This window comes from Paenibacillus rhizosphaerae (genome assembly GCF_014192015.1).
Lineage (GTDB): Bacteria > Bacillota > Bacilli > Paenibacillales > Paenibacillaceae > Paenibacillus_AQ > Paenibacillus_AQ rhizosphaerae.
This window is the reverse complement of record NZ_JACHXJ010000005.1, coordinates 310,225-327,189: the sequence shown is the minus strand read 5'-3', so window position 1 is coordinate 327,189 and position 16,965 is coordinate 310,225. Positions and strand designations below refer to the sequence as shown.

At 56.7% G+C, this 16,965-nt stretch carries 12 protein-coding genes; 6 read left to right on the top strand and 6 right to left on the bottom strand.

Going from position 1 to position 16,965, the window contains the following annotated elements; all coding sequences use genetic code 11:
* Window positions 1-22: 22 nt before the first annotated feature.
* Both FHS19_RS26910 and FHS19_RS26905 read right to left on the bottom strand, forming a co-directional pair.
* The gene (locus FHS19_RS26910) at window positions 23-2,338 is read right to left on the bottom strand and encodes an ATP-dependent DNA helicase (protein WP_183584904.1); all 2,316 of its coding nucleotides are present in this window, start codon (window positions 2,336-2,338) and stop codon (window positions 23-25) included.
* Between the two features lie 166 nt (window positions 2,339-2,504).
* The gene (locus tag FHS19_RS26905) at window positions 2,505-4,712 is read right to left on the bottom strand and encodes a methyl-accepting chemotaxis protein (protein ID WP_183584902.1); all 2,208 of its coding nucleotides are present in this window, start codon (window positions 4,710-4,712) and stop codon (window positions 2,505-2,507) included.
* Window positions 4,713-5,212: 500 nt separating this feature from the next.
* Between FHS19_RS26905 and FHS19_RS26900 the strand changes: the two genes are divergently transcribed.
* The gene (locus tag FHS19_RS26900) at window positions 5,213-7,057 is read left to right on the top strand and encodes an LTA synthase family protein (RefSeq protein WP_312887343.1); all 1,845 of its coding nucleotides are present in this window, start codon (window positions 5,213-5,215) and stop codon (window positions 7,055-7,057) included.
* 265 nt (window positions 7,058-7,322) lie between these two features.
* A complete protein-coding gene (locus tag FHS19_RS26895) occupies window positions 7,323-8,303 on the top strand; it encodes a glycoside hydrolase family 113 (protein ID WP_183585278.1) in 981 nt (326 codons plus the stop codon).
* A gap of 179 nt (window positions 8,304-8,482) precedes the next feature.
* Here FHS19_RS26895 and FHS19_RS26890 read toward each other — a convergent pair whose 3' ends face one another.
* The gene (locus tag FHS19_RS26890) at window positions 8,483-9,553 is read right to left on the bottom strand and encodes a LacI family DNA-binding transcriptional regulator (protein ID WP_183584898.1); all 1,071 of its coding nucleotides are present in this window, start codon (window positions 9,551-9,553) and stop codon (window positions 8,483-8,485) included.
* Window positions 9,554-9,886: 333 nt separating this feature from the next.
* Between FHS19_RS26890 and FHS19_RS26885 the strand changes: the two genes are divergently transcribed.
* Genes FHS19_RS26885 through FHS19_RS26875 form a run of 3 tightly spaced genes read left to right on the top strand, consistent with a single transcriptional unit; the run spans window position 9,887 to window position 13,923 of the window.
* Window positions 9,887-10,336 carry a hypothetical protein gene (locus tag FHS19_RS26885; RefSeq protein WP_183584896.1) on the top strand — a complete coding sequence of 150 codons (450 nt, stop codon included), beginning with the start codon at window positions 9,887-9,889 and terminating at the stop codon, window positions 10,334-10,336.
* Between the two features lie 10 nt (window positions 10,337-10,346).
* A complete protein-coding gene (locus FHS19_RS26880; protein ID WP_183584894.1) occupies window positions 10,347-12,092 on the top strand; it encodes an ABC transporter ATP-binding protein in 1,746 nt (581 codons plus the stop codon).
* Window positions 12,076-13,923 carry an ABC transporter ATP-binding protein gene (locus FHS19_RS26875; RefSeq protein ID WP_376771978.1) on the top strand — a complete coding sequence of 616 codons (1,848 nt, stop codon included), beginning with the start codon at window positions 12,076-12,078 and terminating at the stop codon, window positions 13,921-13,923. Before FHS19_RS26880 ends, FHS19_RS26875 begins: the two co-directional genes overlap by 17 nt.
* 85 nt (window positions 13,924-14,008) lie before the next feature.
* Here FHS19_RS26875 and FHS19_RS26870 read toward each other — a convergent pair whose 3' ends face one another.
* The 3 genes from FHS19_RS26870 to FHS19_RS26860 all read right to left on the bottom strand — a co-directional run bounded on the left by FHS19_RS26870 (window position 14,009) and on the right by FHS19_RS26860 (window position 16,152).
* Window positions 14,009-15,013 (bottom strand): alpha/beta hydrolase, encoded by a 1,005-nt coding sequence (locus tag FHS19_RS26870; RefSeq protein WP_183584892.1) that lies wholly within the window; start codon window positions 15,011-15,013, stop codon window positions 14,009-14,011.
* 169 nt (window positions 15,014-15,182) lie between these two features.
* Window positions 15,183-15,593, bottom strand: coding sequence for a PspC-like choline-binding domain-containing protein (locus tag FHS19_RS26865; RefSeq protein WP_183584890.1), 411 nt, complete (start codon window positions 15,591-15,593; stop codon window positions 15,183-15,185).
* A gap of 10 nt (window positions 15,594-15,603) precedes the next feature.
* On the bottom strand, window positions 15,604-16,152 hold the full coding sequence (locus FHS19_RS26860) for an NAD(P)H-dependent oxidoreductase (protein WP_183584888.1): 549 nt from the start codon (window positions 16,150-16,152) through the stop codon (window positions 15,604-15,606).
* A 170-nt stretch (window positions 16,153-16,322) separates the two neighbouring features.
* Here FHS19_RS26860 and FHS19_RS26855 point away from each other — a divergent pair, with 170 nt between their 5' ends.
* Window positions 16,323-16,958, top strand: a complete 636-nt coding sequence (locus FHS19_RS26855; protein ID WP_183584886.1) for an HlyD family secretion protein — start codon at window positions 16,323-16,325, stop codon at window positions 16,956-16,958.
* Window positions 16,959-16,965 lie beyond the last annotated feature (7 nt).

Genomic DNA, 16,965 nt, shown 5'->3' with positions numbered 1-16,965 from the left:
TTGTTTGAAGCGGCGCCCCTGCCTAAGGTCTCCCGACGGTGAACCCCTTCCACTCATCCGGGAGCAGTCCCTGATAGTGCCGCTGGAGAAAACGGTCGTCGACCAGTACCAGCACGCCCGTATCCTGCTCGGAGCGGATCAGCCGTCCTCCCGCCTGAAGCACCTTGTTCATCCCCGGAAACACATAAGCGTAATCATAGCCGCTTTTCCCGTTCTCATTAAAATAATCACGAATCAGGTTCCGTTCAAAGCCGAGCTGCGGCAAGCCCACGCCGACCACAACGACACCTCCCAGACGATCCCCCTGCAGGTCGATCCCTTCAGAGAAAATGCCCCCGAGCACGGCGAAGCCGACGAGCGTATCGGCATTGTCCGCCTGGAACGCAGCGAGGAACCGCTCCCGCTCCTCCTCGGCCATCCCGGTATCCTGCACAATAATGCCAACTTCCGGGTGCAGCTCCGCAAAAGGCTCGACCACCAAACGCATATATTGATATGACGGGAAAAAGACCATGTAATTCGCCCTGCGCTCCGATATGAGGCCATGCAGCAGCTTCACGAGGGCGTCCCGGGTGTCGTCCCGGTCACGGTACCTGGTGGACAGCGGCTCGATGCGCACATCCAGCTGCTCCCGGCTGAACGGCGACGGCACAGACAAGCTGTAGTCCTCCTCGCCGGCGCCCAGCATATCCCTGTAGTAGGACATCGGAGACAGCGTGGCCGAGAAGAACACGGTTGAGCGGAAGCTTTTTCCCGCCTGGGTGAGCAGGTAGGACGGATCCATGCAGAACAGCTTCAGCACGCAGTCGCTCCCGCGAATCTCGGCATAATTCAGGAAGCGTTCATCATACAGCTTGGCGATCCGGATATAATGCTGCGACGCAAAATAAGCATCCAGCAGCTGCTCCTGCAGCCCGGGGTCGCCTTTGGGAGCCAGCAGCTCCCGCTCGGCTTCGGCGATGAACAGCGTAAGCCGCTCCCCCAGCTCTCCGGGCTGTTCCTGCCACACCTTCTGGCGGGCTTCGCCCAATTCTTTTTTCAGCTCGATAAAAAACTTGTTGACCGCATCCGCCGCCTTCTGAACCCCGGCGTCCACGCCCTTGTATCCGCGCTTCAGCTCGAGAAATGCCGCCTTGCCGATCTCAGCCGAGAACATGTCCCGCCCCCGATCAACAAGGTTGTGGGCTTCGTCCACGAGCAGCACCGTCTGCTTCTTCTGTTCCTCGGGCAGCCGTTTGAACGAAACCCGCGGATCAAAGATATAATTGTAGTCGCAAATAACCGCATCCGCCGCGTAGGCTGCGTCCAGTGAAAACTCAAAGGGACAAACCTGGTGCTTGCGCGCGTAACGCTCAATGACAGCGCGGTCCATCACCGTTTCCTGGGACAGCATGTCCAAAATCGCCCCGTTGACCCGGTCGTAGTAACCGTCTGCAAACGGACAGGCGTCCTTTCGGCAGACCGTCTCCTCCTGAAAGCAGACTTTGTCTTTGGCTGTAATCGTCACCGTCTGCATCCGCAGCCCTTTGGCCTGCATCAGCGCGAAGGCCTGCTCGGCGGCCGTTCGGGTGATCGTCTTGGCCGTCAAATAAAAGATTTGTCCCAGCAGCCCCTCCCCGATCGCCTTCACGGACGGGAACAGCGTGGACATCGTCTTGCCGATCCCCGTCGGGGCCTTGGCAAACAGCTTCCGCTTCTCCTTTACCGCCTGATAGACCGCTCCCGCCAGCTTGCGCTGTCCTTCCCGGTAAGCGTCGAACGGGAACGGCAGCGCGCGGATACTCTCGTCCCGGAGGCGCGCATTTTTCAGCCGGAGCGCAGCGTACGGGGTGTAGACGTCAAGCACCCCCATCATAAACGCCTCGAGCTCCGCCAGCGTCATGGTGCGCCGGAACCGGCGCTCCATTCCGGTGTGCGTCTCTACATAGGTGAGCTGCACCGACATCTGATCCAAGCCGTGGTCCATGGCATAAATATAGGCGTAAACGGTAGCCTGCGCCCAGTGCACGGCCTGTCCGTCCCCCTCCATCGCATCCAGGCTCGCAGAGGTCGATTTGATCTCATCGATCATCCAGCCGTCATCCGTTTGGATCAGGCCGTCGCATCTTCCTTCGATGACATAAGTCAGGTCCCGAAACGGGATCTCCCGCTTCAGGAACACCTCCTTCTGGTCGCCTTCCCCGTATGTTTTCTGCACCTGCTGGTGAATTCGCGTGCCTTCGACCATGGCGGTGGCAGACCGGAATCCGGAGTCGATATCCCCGCTTGAGAAAGCATATTCCACCAGCGGCCGGACCGATATCCGAACCTCCGCCCGCTCCCGGTTTTCTTCAGACATAGGATCACCCGTTCCCCTCGTTTTTCCCATCATACCATAACTGGAGCAGGCAATCCCAATGCTCTGTCCACGAAAAAAGCCCGTGCCGCCCTGATAAAGGGGCCCGAGCCTGTCTTAAGAACCTATCCGGCAGCGGCAGAGCACACACAATGCCACCGTCTTCCCGCTATCTTCTCCGCGTCTCGGTCAGGCGGAACTGGTTGACGAGCTGGAGCAGCGATCCCGTGATGGATTCCACATTCTCCGATGTGCCGCGGACATGCTGCATATCCTCCTGCAGCTCCTGCAGGGTGCCTTCCACCTCTGCCGAAATGCTGCGGTTTTCGATGCTGACGGCGGCTACCTTTTCCATGATTCCCACCACTTCGCCGACCATCTTGGACTTGAGGCTATCCTGGCTGCTGGCCTGTCCCAGCATTTCAGAGGCCGAAGCGACGATTTTTGTGCCTTCTTCTACCGCCCGGCTGCCTTCGTCCATGGAGGCAATGGCCGTCTCCACCTGCCCGCCGATCTGCTGCAGCGTCCGCTGGATCTGCTCGGTGGAATGCCGGGTAAGCTCAGCCAGCTTGCGGATTTCCCCCGCCACCACCGAGAAGCCTTGGCCGTGCTCACCCGCCCTCGCCGCTTCGATCGACGCATTCAGCGATAACAGGTTGGTCTGCTTGGAAATGTTCTCGATCGCCGTCAGCAGGCCGGCAATATCCCGCGTCGTTTCCATAAACGTCCGGATGGTCCGGTGGCTCTCCTCCACCTTGTCCTGAATCTGCTTCATCTTGCCGCCGATATGCTGCACTTCGCTCTGCGCCACCGCAATTTGCCGAGCGGCCGCCTCCTCGATTTCCCGCAGGGTGCCGCTCATCTCCACCGACACGTCCTTGGCCACGTCGATATCCTTCAGCTGGCCGCGGATACCGCGGATCATGCTGTGGACCTTCCCGCTCACCCGCTCCGTGGAGCTGGCGGTCGACTGGGCCGTCGCATGCTGCACGTGCTGGCTGTCCTGAACGTCCTGCGCCGCCTGCTTCACCTGCAGCATGATGCCTTCCAGGGCATCGATCATGCTGTTTACCCATTTGCCGAGCTCCTTGGCCTCGTCATCCGCAAATTCGCGCAGGTCCAGCCGCTGCGTCAAATCCCCTTTGCCTTCGGCATTAATCCGGATGAACCGGTTCAGCCTGCGAAAATGCTCCGCCGTCCGCCGCGTCCCCCTGCGCTCAAGAATGGAGACCGCGATCCAGACGAACAGCAGGTTTGCCGCCAGAACCGCGGTAAGCCCCATGACCGGAGGCAGACTCCAGGCCAGCAGGCCGAATAGAAGACCGTTCAGCACCAAGCCTGCCAGGCCTGTCATCAGGTGCATTTTCTTCATCTTCCAACCGAAACTCCGGAAGCGGTACACTTCCTCCAGATCCCCTTCGCACATCATTCCCCATACGTCCGGGCAATGCGGAAGCTGAAAGGTAACCCCTTTACCGATGACCGGAATGTGCCGGTAGTCCGAATATCCCGGAAACTCGACGAACAGATTGCTTCCGTTCCGGATCGTGTTGGCCACCCCGGGATGCAGTTCTCCCGTGGCCGGATCTTTGAACACCAGCTCCAGCTCGGTATGGTTCTTCACCTGAACCATCCCGTAGTCGGTCCGCACTCCCTCTTTCAGGTTATCGCCGTGTGTAAAGGTAAAGTCCTCGAAGCGGCTTCGCGACAGCGCCGTTCCGGGCGCGATGTTCTTGCTCAGTCCCGGCTTGGCCATAAATATGTAATTATCGCCCGAATCGGGATATACATGCCCCTGCTCCCGTTGGATCAAGTCACCCAGGACGTCGTTCGGAACCCGGCCGCACAGCGCCCCTTTCCACTCACCGTCCTTCATGACCGGCAAAATAAACATCAGCGTCATGGCGTCGTGAAACGCCGAAGTGCTCGGACCGATCTCTAATGTGGCCGGGTCGGAATAAGGGCCGAACAGGCACGGACTCCCCTGCAGCGTATACTTCAGCCCCGGCGCGATCAGGCCCTCCCGGCTGCAGCTTGCCCCGATGCGGGACGTATGGGTGGAGCACACTACTTTCATGTCGTCACGAATCAAGAAAATCTCCGAGAAATCGGCCCCCCTCTTCATATAGGAAGCGAACAGCGGCTCCAAGGCAGCAGCCCCGGCGGGATCTTGGACGAGATGACCGAAAATCGGGCCAAGCTGTGTGCTTAAACGCTCCAAATGGGACCAATACTCCGTAACCCAGCTCTCTAATATTTGTGTGCGATTCTGGGCGATCCCCTCAAAAATGTCTTCGATATCCTCTTTTAAATGACGGTTTAACCGGTACGACCACCAGAGCGGCAGACCTGTTGTAAAGCCAAGCCAGTCAAACATCCCCCTCAACCCCTTCGTAAATATGACACTTCTTGTTAATTTATTTAACACTATATGGTATTCGCACATTTTACCTAAAATTCAGACCAGGTTCAACACAATATTTTACAGTTTTTAGGGGGTTATTGACCGGTTGGAAATAAGCGGTGTATCCCGTGTTTAGCGGGAAGTCGCGGCGTTACGGCTCAGGGCGGCTTCATTCGTCGGATCGGAAATCCGGACGTTTTCGAAGAATGGTTCAGAAGAGCGGCGGAAGCGGTTCATTTACTTCCCAATATGGTAAATGATAACTAGAAATGACTAGGATTCGCCTTTTGACATCTTTCCGGGCCGAAGGCATAATAAACCTATTGCCCTCGATTCCATACGACAAAAGGGCTCAAGCAACCGCAGGATATTCAATTTTATGCGCAATCATCCAGCTTTTCGCGCGATATACTCAGCTGCCCGGCTCAGATCAGCCAGGTCAGCCCGTCATTAACAGGAAGGAAGTTGGTAACGTGTCTTCACTTCGTGGATTTCTGCGAAAACCGTTTGTCTTATTCACCATTCTTTTAATTTTAAAGGGGTATTTGGCATGGGCCGTTACGTTTCATGACCTGATACCCTGGAAGCCCATCATTACCGAAATTCCGTTTATTTGGCTCGTGTTCTGCCTGATTGAGTGGTTTGCCGGCAAGCGGAAATTCGGCGCTTATGTCATCGCCAACCTGCTGCTGACCACGATCTTTTTCGCCGTCATTATGTACTTCAAATACTATGGCGTCATCGCGACTTACCATGCCTTGGAGCAGGTCAACCAGGTTACGGCCGTCCGCAACAGCGTCTTTTCGCTGATGGACCCTTACTATCTGCTGATCTACGCCGATATCGTCGTGATATTTATCATCATGGTGCGCCGCCGTAAAGTGTGGCAATGGAAGGATCAAACCAGCCGCCGGGCCCGCCGGGGCGTCGTTACCGTGCTGTTCATCCTGTCCCTCGTGATCTGCCTGTTTAATATCGTTCCGAACCGGGCCAGCATGAACGAGATCAAAAAAGCCCAGCAAATGGGTATTTTGAATTACGAAGCGTATACGATTTTTTCCAAGAAGAAAGAGGACATCGTTCCGCTGAACAGCATTACCCAGGCTTCGATCGATGAGCTCAAAGGCCTCAAGAAGACCGATAAGCCGCAGCATTTCGGGGATGCCAAAGGCAAGAACGTGATCATTATCCAGCTGGAATCGTTTCAGAATTTCCTGATTAACCTGAAGATCGACGGCCAGGAGATTACACCCAATATGAACAAACTGGCCAAAGAACAGTATTACTTCCCGAACTTCAATCAAATGGTCGGCCAAGGCAATACATCGGATGCCGAATTCGTCGTGAACACTTCGTTCTATGTTCCGCCGAGCGGGGCGGCCACGCAGAACTATGTCGACAAAAAGCTGCCGAGCCTGCCGAGGCTGATGGAGAGCAACGGATACACGACCGCGACCTTCCATACGAATGACGTGGAGTTCTGGAACCGCGGGGAGCTGTACTCATCCCTTGGCTTCCAGCATTATTACGACAAGTCCTTCTTCGGCGACGAGGATTCCTTCTTCTTCGGTCCATCGGATGAAGTGCTGTATAAGAAGACCGCCGCGAAGATGAAGGAAATGAACCAGGAAGACAAACCGTTCTATGCCCAGGTCATCTCGATGTCGGCGCATCATCCGTTTACGATTCCGGAGAGTAAATACCACATGCAGCTCCCTGAGCGGTACGACGGCACGTTTGTCGGGGATTACATCCGCGCCCAGAATTATGCGGATTATGCGCTGGGTCAGTTTATTGATGAACTGAAGAAAAACGGCCTCTGGGACGACAGCCTCATCGTCATCTACGGGGATCACATGGGACTGCCGCTGTACTCCCTGGACCGGGATGACAAAGAATTGATGAAGGAAATTTACGGACATGAATACTCCTATTCGGATATGATCAACATTCCACTGATTCTGGCAGGCAGCTCGATCAAACATCCGGAAGTGAACAACACGGTGGGCGGACAGGTCGACATCCTGCCGACGGTCGCCAATCTGACAGGCGTTTCCGCCCAGGATCACATTCATTTCGGGCAGGATCTTTTAAATCAGAGCTATAATCTGATTCCCGAGCGTTATTATCTGCCGACCGGTTCCTTCCTGACTAACAATGCGCTCTTCGTGTCGGGAGCCGGTTATGAAGATGGAGCGCAGTACCCGCTGAGCGGCCGAACCTCGGTGGACGAAGGCACCACGGAAGACGAATATAACCGAGCGCTCAAGCTCCTGAATCTGTCCGACAGCTACGTCAATCAGCAGCCGCTTAAATAGAGAACAGCCTTATGCATAGTAAGCCTTGCCTGTACAATTACGGGCAGGGCTTTTATTTTTTTCATTGTTATCAATCTGTTATCCACTAATAGCACACCCCATTTCTGCAGAAACTCAGATCATCCACCTATATTTAGCATATTATCGCACACGCACACTTGATCTTCAGATGTATTTTGTTTATAACAATTATATTAGTTATCTTAATTAATAACTAAATATGCTAACAAAATAACTAAACAAAGAGGTGCACACCGTGAATTCAATGCACAAAAACATGCTGGAAGGATATATCGGCGGCATGACCTGGGGGTGGACCGGTATCCGGGGAACGTGGAACACGCCCGAGGCCGGAGGTTCGATGGAAGAAATGGCAAGCCGCCTCGGCGTGAACTGGACGGCCGTCACCTTCGCAGCCCTGCAGGATACGGCCCATTCGACGGAAATCCGTTTTGCGGAAGAGCCGACTGTAACGGATGAAGAGGTGCGCCATGCGATTGCCTCCGCCAAACGTCTCGGCATGCGCGTCTGCCTGAAACCGGTCGTCAACTGCGCCGACGGAACTTGGCGGGCCCATATCAACTTTTTCGATATCGACGTGCCCTGTGAACCGAAATGGTCCGAGTGGTTTGACTCTTATACCCGGTTTATGCTGCACTACGCAGCAATGGCCGAGGAAGCCGGCTGTGAAATGCTGTGCATCGGGTGCGAGATGGTGCAGACCGACCGCAGGGAACGGGAATGGCGCGAGCTCATCCACCAGGTTCGGCAAGTATACTCCGGCATCATTACTTATAACTGTGATAAATATCAGGAAGGTCAAGTGGCTTGGTGGGATGCAGTGGATGTCATTTCATCCAGCGGCTATTACCCGATCGACAGCTGGGAAGAGCAGTTGAACCGGATTGAGCCGGTCGTTCGCCGTTACGGCAAGCCTTTCTTCTTTATGGAGGCGGGATGTCCCAGCCGGACCGGTTCGAGCCGGATTCCAAACGACTGGGGACTGCCCGGAGAACCGAACGAGGATGAACAGGCTGCTTATTATGAGCGGATGTTTGAATCCTGCTCTCGCCGTCCGTGGGTCGGGGGATTTATGCTGTGGGACTGGCCGGCAGCGCTGTATGCACCGGAGGACGCCGCCGGAAATGATGATTACTGCCCTTATGCGAAAAAGGCGGAGGGCCTCATCCGCGATCATTACACGGCACAAATCCGCGAGCTCGGCGGACTGCCTGCCCAGCCGTAAGCGATCTAAAGGACGCGCAGTTAGGCGTAGCCTTGTATTTTCGGCATCCTCAGCACGCACATACGGGCAACCCTGTGCATTCACCGGGAAACATCCTTTATCAATAAAAAGCATCCTGCCAAACAGGCAGGATGCTTTTTGGTATAACCGGCTGAGATTTTATCGCGCCTGCTGTGCGGTCAGCTCCCGGGGCCATCCGGCGCCGGCGCCGTGGAATCGCGGTAGACGATATCGCCGGCAAGCAGAATTTTTTCCAAAGGCGTATCCGCCTTGTCCATTCGTTCGAGCAGCTTCTCGACGGCCCGGCGGCCCATCGCCTCCTTCGGAACATGGACGGTCGTCAGGGACGGACTGCCCTTGGCCGCATCGGCGATATTGTCGAATCCGGCAACCGACACGTCCTCCGGAACCCGCACGCCAAGCTCGATCAGGATATCCCGGGCCGTCAGCGCAATCGCATCGTTGGCGCAGACCAGTGCGGTCGGCAGCGATTTGGATCTGATTTTCCGCGATATCCACGACCGGATCTCGGGCTCAAAGCTGCCGTTCTCCAAATCGGGAAGCGGAATGACCAGCCCTTCCTGACTGGACAGCCCCTGCTCGTCCAGCGCCGTCCGGTAGCCGATGGAACGGTCCCGGAAGCTGCGCGAATACCGGTCGTTCCCGATGAATTGCAGCCGGTGATGGCCGATGCCGATCAGGTGGGTCGTCAGCCGGGCCATCACATCCATGTTGTTCGCAAAGACCGTATCAGACGGAATAAGCGGATCCTCCATATCGACCAGCACGATCGGCAGCCCCATCCGGTGCACCTCCAGCAGCAGCGGCGTGGAAATTTCCCCGACCCCAATGAGCCCGAGAATCCCTTCCGGATTCAGGAGGCTGACAAAGTTGTCCACGTTCTGCTCCGAGATGATCACCATGCCCAGTCCCCGTTCCTCCAGGCTGATCGAAATCCCCTCCATAATCTTGCCCCAGTACAGCGATTCCCTGTTCTGAAAACGGATATTGGGCATCAACAAGATCACGGAATGCTTGGAGCCGCTGCGCTTAAGCGTATGGGTCTCCGTGCGCGGGCTTCTCATGTAGGCTTTCTTTTGCGAAAAATACCCGAGCTGGGAAGCCGCCTGGATCACCCGCTCCCGGGTCATTTCATTGACTCCGCCCTTGCCGGACAGCGCCTTGGATACAACGAACTTCGATACGCCCAGATGGTCGGCGATTTGCTGCATCGTAATCTTTTTGGCCATCGTCTCTATTTCACCTCAAATAAACTGTCATTCATGTTATGAATATGGTAAGGGCTGCATCAGCTCGCCGCTTCCAGGGCGGTTAAGGCGCCGGTTATGCTCCCGGTCCGGATACAGCCGTTTCTGGAACCATGTTTGTTAGTCTGCAGAATCAACAACATTATAACAAAATGGACGCCGGCATTATATAGAGACGATAATGAAGAACAGTGAAAGCTGAGCTCTTTCCACATTTAGGATCAAAAGAATTGACTCTCATCCCGCGATCGTATACATTTGTATACAAATAGCGATGCAGGTATACAAATTCACTAATTCTAAGGAGTGAAGTCAATGACAGAAGATATGAACAACGAGGCAGGCCGACAGCCGGAATCGGCTGCTGATCCCCGGATGCTGGAGGGTGGCGGCCGCTGGGAGCGAGGCGACCGGCGCGGCGGGGGCCGCGGACACGGACACCACGACCACGGCCGACGCGGCAAAAGGGAGCACCACGGCGACGACGAGGGCAGCCGGAGCTTTCAGAGCGCCCAGACGTTTCGGCGCGGCCGCGTACTGATGTTTCTGGAGCGTATGCAGGTCATGCGCAGCACGCTCATGCAGCAGCTGAGCCAGCCCGAGTTCCAGCCGATCCAGCAGGTCATTACCGGCGAGCTGAAGGCCGTTGACCAGATGATCCAGGAGTACATCCATACGTTCGAGCTGCGCGAAATGGGAGATGGCGAAGTCCCGGGTTCTTCGCCGGGAGGCCAGGCGCAGGCTGCCGATTCCGATACCAAGTGAGGTCCTGCCCATGTGGAAACTAATGATATCCTACCTCCGCCCGTACAAGGTGTCGGCTCTGCTGGCTCCTCTGCTGATGCTGCTTGAGGTATCCATGGACTTGCTGCAGCCTGCGCTGATGGCGAACATCGTTAATAAAGGAGTCGTTCTCGGCGACCTTGCGTACATCGAGCGAACGGGTCTTCTGATGATCGGGGTTGCCATTGTCGGCCTGATTGGCGGCGTGGGATGCACCGTCTTTTCGACTTATGCCTCCCAGCATTTCGGCACCGATCTCCGGGACCATCTGTTCCGGAAAATACAAACCTTTTCCTTCCGCAATCTTGACGAGCTGAAGACCGGGTCGCTCATTACCCGGCTGACCAACGACGTCGTTCAGCTGCAGACGGTGGTCCAGATGATCCTGCGGAGCATCCGCTCCCCGCTGCTGTTCCTCGGCAGCCTCAACATGGCCATGTGGATCAGCCCCCGGCTGACACTGGTCCTGGCGGTATCGATACCCGTCCTGGTCGTATTTCTGGTGCTGCTGATCCGGAAGTCTTTCCCGCTGTTCGGCCGGGTTCAGTCGATGCTCGACCAGGTCAACGGTGTCCTGCAGGAGAACCTCGCCGGCATACGGGTCGTCAAGGCCTTCGTTCGCGCAGGCTATGAACGCAAGCGTTTTGCCGGTGCAAACGGCGAATACACGAAGGAGGCCATTTCGGCCAACCGGCTCTTGGGGCTGAACATGCCGGTGATGACGCTGATCCTGAATTTGAGCATCGTGGCGGTGCTCTGGTACGGGGGTGCCCTTACCCGCGGCGGTTCCCTTCCCCCTGGCGATTTGATCGCCTATATCAATTACGTGACACAGCTCCTGTTCGCCATGCTGATGGTGAGCAACATGCTGACCTTCATCTCGCGGGCCAGAGTCTCCGCAGCCCGGGTTCAGGACGTGTTTGGCGCGCAGCCGGACATTGTTGATCCCACCGGCGCCCAGGCCAAGGAACCGGCCGCCGCGGACGTGGTCTTCGAGAACGTATCCTTCGGTTACGGGGAGCATCCGCATGCCGATCCGGTGCTCAGCGGGATCAGCTTTACAGCCAGACCGGGACAGACGACCGCCATTCTCGGCGTAACCGGGTCCGGCAAATCCTCGCTCGTGCATCTGATCCCGCGGCTCTATGATGCCACCGGCGGCCGCGTGCTCATCGGCGGTACGGATGTCCGCGACCTCCCGCTGGACACCCTCCGCGGGATGGTCGGCATGACGCTGCAGCAGTCCGTGCTGTTCAGCGGCACAGTGCTGGACAACATCCGTTACGGCCGGCCTGAGGCTCCGCTGGAGGAAGTGACCGCGGCAGCCAAGGCGGCCCAGGCCCACGATTTTATTATGCAGATGCCGGACGGCTATGAGACGTTGATCGGGCAAAAAGGCGTCAACCTGTCCGGCGGGCAGAAGCAGCGCCTGTCCATCGCCCGCGCGCTGCTCTTGAAGCCGCGGATTCTCATCCTGGACGACAGCACGAGCGCGGTCGACGTCGGCACGGAATCGCGCATCCAGGCGGCGCTGAAGGAGCTGATGAACCGCAGCACGAACATCATCATCGCGCAGCGGATCAGTTCGGTCATGGAGGCCGACCAGATCCTGGTGCTGGAGAACGGCTCCATTGCCGCCCGGGGAACCCACGAGGAACTGCTGCGGAACAGCGAGATCTATCAGGATATTTACCGTTCGCAGCGGAAGGAGGAAGATACGCATGCCGCAGCCAACTAAACCCGCCAGCGCCGAACCCGGCCGCGGGGGCCCTCCCATGATGGGCCACGGACCCGGCCGAAACATGGTGATGCAGAAAGCCAAGCCCAAGCAGGCTGGCGCTACCCTGAGAAGACTGTGGGCCTATTTAAGCCGCCAGCGGTTCGGGCTAATCATCGTATACGTAACGACCATTCTCAGCGCGGTCATTTCCCTGATCGGCCCTTTCCTGCTCGGCAAAGCGATCGACCGCTTCATTATGCCGAAGGAGCACGACGGCTTCTGGTCTCTCTGCTTGCTGATGATCGGCATCTATGCGCTGGGCAGCGTGGTTTCCTGGGTTCAGGTGTATGTGATGACGGCGGTCTCCCAGCGTACCGTCCTCGCCCTCCGTCAGGATCTATTCGATAAATACCAGCAGCTGCCGCTGCGCTTTTTCGATACCCATCCGACCGGAGAGCTGATGAGCCGCACGACCAATGACATCGAGAACGTGTCGAACACCCTGAACCAGAGCGTCACCCAGCTCTTGAACAGCATCATTACACTGGCCGGGTCGCTGGTCATCATGCTGAGGCTCAATCTGCCCCTTACGCTCGTCAGCCTTATCAGCATTCCGCTCGTGCTCGTGGCCACCCGCCAAATCACGCGGCTGACCCGAAAGCTTTTCAAAGCCCAGCAGCAGCACCTCGGCGAGCTCAACGGCTTTATCGAGGAGACCGTCAGCGGGCAAAAAATCGTCAAGCTGTTCCGGCGGGAGCCTGTCGCCATCGAGCAGTTCCAGAAGATCAACCACAAGCTGAATCAAGTCGGGATCCGCGCGCAGATCGCCTCCGGCATGGTCGGGCCGGTCATGAACATGGTGAACAACCTCAGCTTCGCCCTGATCGCGGCGGTCGGCGGCTGGATGGTGCTAAAAGGGCACACCTCCGTCGGCATCGTCGTCAGCTTCCTGAACTACTCCAAGCAGTTCGGCCGGCCGATCACCGAACTGGCCAACCAGTTCAACCTGATGCAGTCCGCCATTGCAGGGGCCGAGCGGGTCTTTGAGATTTTTGACCTCGACACCGAGTATGCCGAGGACTACAAGCGGGCGGTCACAGAGCTTGGGCAGGTGAAGGGCAGCGTCGAATTCCGGAATGTATCGTTCAGCTATAAACCGGGAACGCCGATTCTGCAGGACGTATCCTTTACCGCTGAGCCCGGACAGATGATCGCCCTTGTCGGCCCGACGGGCGCAGGCAAAACGACGATCATCAACCTGCTGACCCGGTTCTATGAGATCGACCAAGGCGACATCTGCATCGACGGGGTGAGCATCCGCGATATGGACAAAGACAGCCTGCGGAGCAAGGTCGGGATTGTTCTCCAGGATGCGTACGTCTTTTCCGGAAGCATCCGTGAAAACATCCGGTTCGGACGGCTCAATGCGACCGATGCCGAAGTGGAGCATGCCGCCAAGCTGGCGAATGCCGACCGCTTTATATCCCGTCTGCCGGACGGGTACGATACGGTCCTGGTCGCCGAGGGCAGCAATCTCAGCCACGGCCAGCGCCAGCTGCTGACCATCGCCCGGGCGATCCTCGCAGATCCGGCCATCCTCATTCTGGATGAAGCCACCAGCAGCGTCGATACCCGGACCGAAATGCATGTCCAGGAAGCCATGCAGACGCTGATGAAGGGGCGGACCAGCTTTGTCATCGCCCACCGGCTGAGCACGATTCAGGATGCGGACCGCATTCTGTTCATCCATGGCGGACGCATTGCCGAGCAGGGAAACCACCGGCAGCTGCTGGAAGCCAAGGGCTTCTATTATGACCTGTACACCAGCCAGTTCCAGCGGGCGATATAATTGTGGGAATCATAATAAAACTCCGGACGCCTTCATAGGCGATTCCGGAGTTTTTTACGGATGAACAATGTTGTTAGGTTAGGATCTAACCCTCCATGGGAGTCAGAACAGCCTGCGGCTCCGTTTCGCGAATCCGCTCCTTCTCCGTTCCCTCCCCTAACCGGATATAACGCCCAATAAATTGGCGTATCCTGCGCTTGTACTCTGTTTTGTCCACAAAATAAGCGTTCGCGTGCGAAGCCCCTGGAACCACGTAGACTTCCTTATCCCCTGCCGCGGCATCCACAAGGCGGTGCAGCATGGCGTATGGGACAAAGGTATCGCGGTCCCCGTGAATAAACAGAATCGGAAGCTTCGTCCGGGCCACCTGCTTTAACGCCGACGCTTCTCCGAAGGTGTATCCTGCCCGCAGCTTGCACATCAGGCTGGTCGCCGGCAGCAGCGGAAAAGGCGGGAGCTTATACATCTGCTTGAGCTGATGGGTCAAAATGTCACGCACCGACGTGTAGGCGCAGTCCGATACGATGCATTTCACCTGTCCGGGGAGCTCTTCCCCGCTTACCATCAGCACCGTCGCTCCCCCCATGGATACGCCGTGCAGGAAGATTTCCGCTCCAGGTCCGCTGCGGCCGATGACCGAGCCGATCCACCGCAGGATATCCCTGCGGTCCGGCCAGCCAAACCCGATGTAATTCCCCCCGCTTTGCCCGTGCCCCCGGTTATCCGGCATCAGCACGTTCATGCCCATTTCATGGTACAGCCTTGCAAAAGCCCCCATTTCCCGGCCCTGGCTGGAATAGCCATGCACGACGATGGCGGTTTGACGGGTGGGGGCTTCCGCGGGGATGAAGTATCCTTTGAGGGCAATTCCGTCTGAGGACGTCAGCTCCAACGTTTCAACAGGCTGGTGGTGGAGCCACTCGTCCTCCAGCTCCCAGGGATGCTCTTCTTTGACCAGCGCCGGATCGGCCTCCAAAAACTCCTTGGTGCTGCGTTTGATGCCCACATTATAAAAATAAACACTTGCCGCGGCCAGCAGCAAAACGACCACGGCCAGGCAAATGATGACGACCCATACGGCGGTGAACATGATGGTGATCTTTCCCTCCCGGTCTTAGGCGAATATTGGATATGTATAAAATAACATTCCGCGGCACGGCATACAATGGCAGTTCTGCGGCCGCCCCATCCCGTCACGCAAAAACAGCCCCTTCGGTCCATCGGCCGAGCGCGGCTGTTCGCTGTGCTGCAGGATGATACTACTTTTTGTTCTTCGCCATCGACCGCAGCGCCTCCCGGTAGGCGTTGTCCGTGCTGTAGTCTGGCTTTGGCGCCGGCGGCTCCTCTTCCTTGGCCGGCGTGCCTCCGGCGAACTGCCGGATCGCCTCGCGGTAGGCCCGGTCGCCTTGCTGCTCCGCGGCCTGCGGCCTCCGGGTTAGCACCGGCACCGGCTCAGGCTTTCTTACCTGTTGGGCGTTCACCGGTTTGGCTGCCGCCGGCGGCGGTTCCTTCGCCTTCACAGGTTCAAGATGAGCGGCTGGATCCGCTTCTTGGTTGTTCCGGACAGGTTCCTGAGCCTGCTTTTTCGCCGTTTTCTTGGATATCCGGGCGTTGTAAATAAAAAGAAAGACCAGGGCGAGGACAGCCAGAACGATAAAGGCGATAACCATAGCCTATACCTTACCTTGCTGCCGTAGAGAACCGTCCGGACAATTCGGCTACGCGCTTGCCTAATGCACGGCCCAGGGCGAGGTCGTTTTCGCTGGGCAGGTTTTTGGGATCGTCATCCGAAAGCTCCACGGGACACGTCACGCCCACGCCGTAATACGATCCGTACAGGGCGTTCTCCGGTATATTTCCGGGAAGGCCGACAACGATCATGCCGTTGTGGAGCATCGGCGTCAGCAGGTTGATCATGGTGGATTCCACCCCGCCGTGCACGGTCGCCGTCGTGCAGAATACGGCCCCGACTTTGTTGACCAGCTTGCCCTGCGCCCACAGGTAGCCAAGCTTGTCCATCCAATTTTTGAGTCCTGAACTGATGGTTCCAAAATGTCCAGGACATCCCCATACGATGGCATCCATATCTTCAAGTTTATAAATGTCCGCTTCATTAACGTGAGCGATTTCCGCCTCAGCTCCGTCTACGCTCGAAGCCCCTTCCCAAACGGAACGCGCCAACGCTTCCGTGTGGCCGTTTTCGCTGTCATAAACGACGTACACTTTCATGCTTTAACTCCCCCTTCATCAACTGGATTTCTTATTTATCCCCAGGGCGGCGTTCCTTTATCCTTGCGATGGTCCGGGGGTATTCCTCTATCGAATATGAATGGGGCGATTAGGAGATGCTCTTGTATATCTGTACTGAGGAAGCAAACTTTAGGAGGGAATATGCTGTTATGAATTCGCGTGCACTGCTGGTCAACGTTGTAGTCGTCATCATTGTGCTCGTCTTGGGCGGCGCGGCCATTTATTACTACAACCAGACCTCCAGCTATATTAAAACCGACAACGCCCAAGTCACCGGACAGGGAGTATCCATCACCGCTCCGGCAGCCGGCAAGCTTACGACCTGGAACGGATCCGTCGGTAAATACTATAATTCCGGCGATGTCGTCGGAAGCGTAACCTCCGGAGGTACCCGGCTTGATATTACCTTCCCTGTGAACTCCACCATCGTTCAGCAAACGGCGGTTCCCAATTCTTATGTATCCCCAGGGACTTCGCTGGCAAGAGCCTTCAACCTGAACAACCTGTGGATTACGGCCAATATAGAAGAAACCAAGCTGGATAAAATCAAGGTCGGCCAAACCGTCGACGTTTACGTTGATGCCTTTCCGGATACGACGCTGACCGGCAGAATCGATCAAATCGGATTGGCTACCGCCTCTACGTTCTCGTTGTTTCCAACGACCAACTCCAATGCCAACTACACCAAAGTAACGCAAGTCATCCCTATTGTCGTGACCATTGAGGGGTATAAAGGCCTCGGGCTCGTTCCAGGCATGAATGCGACCGTTCGAATTCATATTTAGGGGGCTT

Excerpts from the sequence above, each read along its gene's own strand:
- FHS19_RS26910 (WP_183584904.1), bottom strand. The coding sequence starts at position 2,338 with ATGTCTGAAGAAAACCGGGAGCGGGCGGAGGTTCGGATATCGGTCCGG.
- FHS19_RS26905 (WP_183584902.1), bottom strand. The coding sequence starts at position 4,712 with ATGTTTGACTGGCTTGGCTTTACAACAGGTCTGCCGCTCTGGTGGTCG.
- FHS19_RS26895 (WP_183585278.1), top strand. The coding sequence starts at position 7,323 with ATGCACAAAAACATGCTGGAAGGATATATCGGCGGCATGACCTGGGGG.
- FHS19_RS26890 (WP_183584898.1), bottom strand. The coding sequence starts at position 9,553 with ATGGCCAAAAAGATTACGATGCAGCAAATCGCCGACCATCTGGGCGTA.
- FHS19_RS26885 (WP_183584896.1), top strand. The coding sequence starts at position 9,887 with ATGACAGAAGATATGAACAACGAGGCAGGCCGACAGCCGGAATCGGCT.
- FHS19_RS26880 (WP_183584894.1), top strand. The coding sequence starts at position 10,347 with ATGTGGAAACTAATGATATCCTACCTCCGCCCGTACAAGGTGTCGGCT.
- FHS19_RS26875 (WP_376771978.1), top strand. The coding sequence starts at position 12,076 with ATGCCGCAGCCAACTAAACCCGCCAGCGCCGAACCCGGCCGCGGGGGC.
- FHS19_RS26870 (WP_183584892.1), bottom strand. The coding sequence starts at position 15,013 with ATGTTCACCGCCGTATGGGTCGTCATCATTTGCCTGGCCGTGGTCGTT.
- FHS19_RS26865 (WP_183584890.1), bottom strand. The coding sequence starts at position 15,593 with ATGGTTATCGCCTTTATCGTTCTGGCTGTCCTCGCCCTGGTCTTTCTT.
- FHS19_RS26860 (WP_183584888.1), bottom strand. The coding sequence starts at position 16,152 with ATGAAAGTGTACGTCGTTTATGACAGCGAAAACGGCCACACGGAAGCG.
- FHS19_RS26855 (WP_183584886.1), top strand. The coding sequence starts at position 16,323 with ATGAATTCGCGTGCACTGCTGGTCAACGTTGTAGTCGTCATCATTGTG.